The following is a 6,422-nucleotide window of genomic DNA, read 5'->3' as shown; positions in this document are numbered from 1 at the left end:
TGGGGGCTGAGTTTACGGGCATCTATTTTCATGGAGACAGATTATCTAATATGCCCTATTTATTTGCCAGGTTAATACCAGGTTCGCCAGACTGTGCACCCAGGCCGCATGATCGTCAGCATCGTGGAACCATTGCGCCCACTGCGACCCAGGCGCGATGGTTTGCGGACAGACGTGCTCAACCGAAATAACCGGATAGTCGTAGTTGGCCGAGCCGTCGGTGGAAGCTTGTTCAAGACGAAGCAGGAGCGGTTTAACTACCTTAGAGACGAGGTACACATTCCCGTCCAGTGCATCAAAGAGCATCGCTGCTTCAGCCTGCTCAATAGCCAATCCGGTGGAGCGTTCCCGATGGGTCAGACGAACTCTGGGCTCAGCCGGCGGGTCGAGATCGTCCAATACATCGGCATAGCGCGACATACGTGCGTTGACATCGGCGCGTGTCAAGAACAGAAAGTAGGCAAGCCTTTCGAGGCGGAATACAAACTCTGGAACGTCGATGTCAGCTCCACCATTGTTCTGGCGCAGGCAAAGCAGTAGAGGCGGTAACCAGTCCCGGTTGTCCAATCTCTCCAAGGAGCGCACCAAATCGGCTCCCTTGGCACCGAAACGCTTGCGCAGTTTCTGGTCATCCATCGCCAACATCAGAGCGTCAGCATAGGGCTCCAAGACCGCATCAATGAATCCGACCGGATTATCGCGAAACACTGGGACATGTACAGGAAAGCCGCTTTCAAGCGCAGAACGAGGTTTGTCACGCTCATAGATCATCCGGATGTGCGTGAACAAAGCACTGAACCTGTCGCGGCCGAGTGCTGTTTCAACCTCCTCCCAGCGTTGAGACAGAAACGACTCCTTATCGGCACCTGCTCGCTCAAGCAGGTCGGCTTTGAGGATATCTGTGGCCGAAAGATCGAGGCCGCGAGCATTCAAAACGGTAAAAATGCGCCGCGCGGCGGTATCAGAGGGAACTTCGACCACCACGAGATAACAGTTCTGCAGCAGGAAACGCAGCAACTCAGCACGCCCCTCCTCACCCATAGCCTCTAACCGATCGCGGATGAGCTTTGCGTTTTCAACGATGCGTGCCTTTGCGTCTGTCAGACCCTCCAAGGACGGCAGCTGGTCAGTCGCTCCACGTGTCTGAATGTGCTTTTCAAAAAAGCCCTGGTCCTTCTGCCGCAGCTGCAGACGCAAAGCCTCTGGGATACCTTCATCCTCATTAGCTACCTGCTTGATGTACCGCTATCGCTGCGCTTTCTTCTCAGCGTCTGTCGTCAGGTCGCGAATGACACTGAACAAGATCGTCAGCGTGGTTAGGCGCTGCTGACCATCGACCACACGCGATGCAGGACTTCCATGGGCCTTCACCAAAACAATGCTACCCAGGAAGTAAAAGCCGCCCGCCGCAGAATCTTGCGCCATGGCGTCCTTCAAGTCCGCCAGCAACTCCTCAGCCTGAGTCTTCTCCCATGCATAAGGGCGCTGATAAGCCGGGATAGTAAAGGCGTACTCTTTGGAAAAGGCTTCCGCGACTTTCTTGTGTGCGGCCTCAATTCGCAACTGCGAAGCATCAAGCATGGAACCTCCTTTTTGGTAATGGTCCGACGTGCCTTCGCTGGCACAGATGTTCCGCGCGGATGACTATCTGCTGTTTGTTGATGGCAACGTCGCTGGAGTGATCGAGATTCAAAAGGCAGACATTACCTTGAGTAAAGTTGCTGAGCAGTCGGCCAGCAGGTAGGCAAAATTCGCGAACAGCCAGAGTGCCACAACCTGCAAAAATGCGGCTAATGCTGATACTTGGGCACGAATAGCGAGCTGCAGGCAGGCAGCCGCTCACAAGACGCGCACGCCCAAACTAACGCTCGATCAAATACGGCTAGATCCAACTGAGTGCAGCAGCCAAAAACCTGGATTGCTGCAACAGCGCCGACACGCCAACTTACTGGCCCTTGAACCCCTTCGCCACCAGATAAACCTCGTTCGAGCGCGGTCGTGACGCTGCGGGCTTGCGGACCACCACTTTCTCGAATGAGGTGCGCACGTCCCTCAGGAAATCGTCGGAGCCTTCGCCCTGGAAGACCTTGACCACATAGTTGCCGCCGGGCTTGAGCACTTTGCGGACCATGTCGAGGGTGAGTTCGACCAGGTACATCGAGGAGGCCTGGTCGGCGACAGCGACGCCGCTTAGGTTGGGCGCGATGTCGGAGACGATAAGATCAGGCTGGTTGCCGTCGAGCCTGTCGAGAATTTCCTGAAAGACGGCGTCGTCGGTAAAGTCGCCCTGGACAAAATCGACGTTATCCAGCCCGCCCATTGGAAGGATGTCGGTAGCCAGCACACGTCCCTTTTCGCCAACGAGCTTTCCGGCTACTTGCGACCAACCACCGGGGGCGGAGCCGAGGTCCATGACCAGCATGCCGGGGCGTATCAGTTTGTCCTTCTCGTTCAGCTCGATCAGCTTGTAGCTGGAGCGCGAGCGCAAGCCGTCCTTCTGAGCGCGTTTGACGAAGGGATCGTTGACGTGTTCATCCAGCCAACGACGGCTGCTTTTGGATCGTTTCATGATAGAGCCAACCACGGAAAATCAAGGTAAGACGCGGACCAACAGGCACAGCAAGGCGCAACCATCGGACGCAAAGTGGCGGCGATTATAAGCCGATATGCCGCTGCGCGGGCGCTGGTCGCAGTACACAGGCAGTGGAAGGCCATCAGCGCCGCCTGACAGGCACGAGCGGCGACAGGTACAATTCGCGCCTTACCCCACCCCCTCTGCTGTTCCTCTGCCGGAGTCACCGGCCAGGATTATCGCCATGATTCGCATCAACGAACTGTCCCTGCCCCTTGACCACTCCGCCGAGGAGTTGCGCGAGGCCATCGTCAGGCGCCTGAATATCAGCGACGCCGATCTGCTGAATTTCACCGTGTTCAAGCGCAGCTACGATGCGCGCAAGAAGAACAGCGTCATTCTGTTCATCTACATCATCGACCTGGAGGTCCGCGACGAGGCGGCCGTCCTGGCGCGCTTCGCCGATGACCACAACGTACGCCCAGCGCCAGACACCAACTACTACCCGGTAGGCCAGGCGCCAGCCAATCTGAGCGAGCGGCCGTTGGTGGTGGGCTTCGGTCCCTGCGGATTGTTTGCCGCGCTGCTGCTCGCACAGATGGGTTTCAATCCCATCGTGCTGGAGCGCGGCAAGGATGTGCGCAGCCGTACCAAGGACACCTGGGCGCTGTGGCGCAAGAAGGTCCTGACGCCGGAATCCAACGTTCAGTTCGGCGAGGGCGGCGCGGGGCTGTTCTCCGACGGCAAGCTCTACAGCCAGATCAAGGACCCCAAGTTCTACGCGCGCAAGGTGGTGCACGAGTTCGTTCGTGCCGGCGCACCGGCCGAGATCATGTATGTGAGCAAGCCGCACATCGGCACCTTCCGGCTCACCGGTGTGGTCTCGACCATGCGCGAGGAGATCATCGCCCTCGGCGGCGAAGTGCGCTTCGAGAGCAAAGTGACCGATCTCGTGATCAACGATGGCCAGCTCGAAGGCGTGGTGCTGGCCAGCGGCGAGACGATCAAGAGTCGCCATGTGGTGCTGGCGCTGGGGCACAGCTCCCGCGATACCGTGCGCATGCTGCATCGCCAGGGCGTGTTCATCGAGGCCAAGCCGTTTGCCATCGGCTTCCGCATCGAACACCCGCAAGGGATGATCGACCAGGCCCGGCTGGGCAAGTACGCCGGCCACCCGGAACTCGGCGCCGCCGACTACAAGCTGGTATATCACGCCAAGAATGGCCGTGCGGTCTACAGCTTCTGCATGTGCCCCGGCGGTACCGTGGTTGCGGCCACCTCCGAGCCGGGCCGCGTGGTGACCAATGGCATGAGCCAGTACTCGCGCAACGAGCGCAATGCCAACGCGGGCATCGTCGTCGGCATCAACCCGGCGCAAGATTTCCCTGGCGATCCGCTGGCCGGCTTAGCACTGCAGGAGCGCCTGGAGTCGCGCGCTTATGAGCTGGGTGGCAGCGATTACTGCGCACCCGCGCAATTGGTCGGCGACTTCATTCGCGGCGTGCCATCTACCGCGTTCGGCGAGGTCGAGCCCTCCTACAAACCAGGCGTGCGCCTGGGCGATCTCGCGCCGTCACTGCCCGAGTATGCAATCGAGGCGATCCGCGAGGCGCTGCCGGCGTTCGGCAAGCAGATCCGCGGGTTTGATCGCGCTGACGCGGTGCTCACCGGCATCGAGACCCGCACCTCCTCGCCGGTACGTATCACCCGTGACAACGAGACTTTGCAAAGCCTCAACCTGCGCGGTCTGTATCCGGCCGGTGAAGGCGCCGGTTACGCCGGCGGCATTCTTTCGGCGGGCGTGGATGGCATCAAGGTTGCCGAGGCGCTGGCCAAGTCCATGCTGGCTGACGCGGAACAGCCCCAAGTGCAGAGCAACTGAGCGCCGCCTTGATGAAATTCGACGACATCAAAAAACTGCACCAGAAAAAGTACCGAGCCGAGTTCGGGCATTTTCTGGTGGAGGGCGAGCATCTGTTGCTGGAGTTGCAGAAGGCGGCCTTGCACAGCCCGCTGCTGCAACGCAGCGAGCTGTATGTGACCGAAGCCTACGAACACTGGCAAAGCCCGTTCAAAACCCATCTGATCAGCGACCGCCAAATGGCGCAGATCGCCGACACCAAAACCCCGCAAGGCATCGTTGCGCTGGTGCCGATGCCGGCGACAGGCGCGCCGGTTGCTGCGGCCGTCGCGGGCGAGCGCGCCATCTACCTGCATGAAATCCAGGACCCGGGCAACCTCGGCACCATCCTGCGCACGCTGGCGTGGTTCGGTGGTTTTCGCTGCCTGCTCAGCCCCGGCAGCGTCGACCCGTACAACCCGAAGGTCGTGCGTTCGAGCATGGGCGCTATCTTTCATGCGCCGATGGAGCTGGATGTTGAACTGGATTCGTTGCACACCCGCTTCCAGCGCATCGCCTGCCTGGATATGAGCGGCGAACCCGTGCAATCGGCGAGTTTTCGCGCCTTCGATTGCTACCTGTTCGGCAACGAAGCCCGCGGCGTGCCACGCGAGCAACTCACCGCACTCAACGCTCAGCCTTTCACGATTCCCGGCTGTGGCGCCATCGAGTCGCTGAACCTGGCGGCGACGGTCAATATGTGCGCTTACGAGTTGAGCAGATAGCCGTTGCCTGGATAGAAGCAGCCAAGAATGCGGTCACTACGCGGCTTGAGCGCCGTCCAGAGGGATTCGGACGGTGAACGTAGTGCCGCTACCGGCAGTGGAATCGACCTCGATACTGCCGTGGTGAGCGTCGACGATGGCGGACGCGATATAGAGCCCCAGTCCAAGACCCGCTCCAGCACCGTACTCGGCATTGCCGCTTTGAAGATGGCGCACCATCGGACTGAAGAGACTGCTTTTAGCTGACTCGTCGATGGGTCGTCCAACGTTGTGAACAGTCAACAGCGCGGTACCTCCATCGCTTTTGAGGCTGACAGTCACTGGCGTGCCTGCTTCTCCGTGCTCGACTGCGTTACCGATCAGGTTGGCAATCACCTGCTCCATTCTCGAGCGATCAAATTGCCCTGGGAGGCTATGTTCCGATTGCAGAATGATTTGCCGATCCGGGTTGTATGCCCTTGCCTCCTCGACCATTCCTTCACACGCCTGGGCCAGATCATCGCTGTCTTTGCGTACTGGGATACCGGCGCCGGAGTGCGTGCGAGTGAAATCCAGCAGATCGCCCACGATCTTGATGGACCGTTTCACGCTCGTATAAATACGCGACACATTTATCGTCGGTTTGGGAGGAAGATCCCCGGTACGTAGAAGAACATCGGCACTTAACAAGATGGCGCCGAGTGGGCTTCTCAGGTCATGCCCTAATATGCCGAGGAAAACGTTGCGTGCAACATCGGCAGCCTCGCCATAACTGACGACCGATTCAGCGAGTGCCTGATCAACCGCTTCATTGAACCTAACAATGTCTGAGATTTCATGTTCTTTCGTTACATCTTCAGATGACATCCACAACACCAGCACGCTGGTGCGTAGTGCTCTGTACTCGGAAATCATCTGCCCGATGGTGAAACCCGATGAGTGCCGAATATCGGCGTGGGTTTCTGCAGGGGTTACATCACCCGAACGCCGCGCCTTTCCATGCGATTTAGCGATCCGCGCCCTTGGGGACTGGGCCGTTCGCAGATCTGCTGCGATCGCGAGCAGCATTTGCTCGGCATGGTCGCGCAGTGCAGTGGAGTCCATGTCGTTTGCAGCAGGCGTCATCGTCTTGGTGAAGTCTTCCCATTGCTGAAGGATGGGTTCGATATTTTTAAGAATGAAATCGGCTAAGCGCATGATTTGCTCCTCGTACTGAATAGATGGCTGAAACGATGAAACATTTATC

General features: G+C 58.7%; 5 protein-coding genes and 1 pseudogene. 2 read left to right on the top strand and 4 right to left on the bottom strand.

The annotated features are described in order from the left end of the window. Positions 1-45 precede the first annotated feature (45 nt). From AAEZ08_RS21180 to rlmE, 3 genes and pseudogenes are all read right to left on the bottom strand, one after another. The gene (locus AAEZ08_RS21180) at positions 46-306 is read right to left on the bottom strand and encodes a GmrSD restriction endonuclease domain-containing protein (protein WP_500125091.1); all 261 of its coding nucleotides are present in this window, start codon (positions 304-306) and stop codon (positions 46-48) included. Between the two features lie 585 nt (positions 307-891). Further along, positions 892-1,581 (bottom strand): annotated as a pseudogene (locus AAEZ08_RS21175) (DUF262 domain-containing protein); the annotation flags it as partial. A gap of 364 nt (positions 1,582-1,945) precedes the next feature. Beyond that, positions 1,946-2,569 carry a 23S rRNA (uridine(2552)-2'-O)-methyltransferase RlmE gene (rlmE, locus tag AAEZ08_RS21170; protein ID WP_003284334.1) on the bottom strand — a complete coding sequence of 208 codons (624 nt, stop codon included), beginning with the start codon at positions 2,567-2,569 and terminating at the stop codon, positions 1,946-1,948. A gap of 247 nt (positions 2,570-2,816) precedes the next feature. On the opposite strand from rlmE, the gene AAEZ08_RS21165 reads away from it, so the two are divergent. Then, entirely contained in the window at positions 2,817-4,454 is a 1,638-nt protein-coding gene (locus tag AAEZ08_RS21165) for an NAD(P)/FAD-dependent oxidoreductase (protein WP_500125090.1), read from the top strand. An 11-nt stretch (positions 4,455-4,465) separates the two neighbouring features. Continuing rightward, the gene (locus AAEZ08_RS21160) at positions 4,466-5,197 is read left to right on the top strand and encodes a TrmH family RNA methyltransferase (RefSeq protein ID WP_102821373.1); all 732 of its coding nucleotides are present in this window, start codon (positions 4,466-4,468) and stop codon (positions 5,195-5,197) included. A 36-nt stretch (positions 5,198-5,233) separates the two neighbouring features. Here AAEZ08_RS21160 and AAEZ08_RS21155 read toward each other — a convergent pair whose 3' ends face one another. Beyond that, on the bottom strand, positions 5,234-6,373 hold the full coding sequence (locus AAEZ08_RS21155; RefSeq protein WP_500125089.1) for an ATP-binding protein: 1,140 nt from the start codon (positions 6,371-6,373) through the stop codon (positions 5,234-5,236). Between the last annotated feature and the right edge of the window lie 49 nt (positions 6,374-6,422).

The sequence above is a fragment of the Pseudomonas sp. E45-MNA-CIBAN-0222 genome, assembly GCF_040310405.1.
Taxonomy (GTDB): Bacteria; Pseudomonadota; Gammaproteobacteria; order Pseudomonadales; family Pseudomonadaceae; genus Stutzerimonas; species Stutzerimonas stutzeri_AC.
This window is presented reverse-complemented; position numbering and strand designations above follow the sequence as displayed.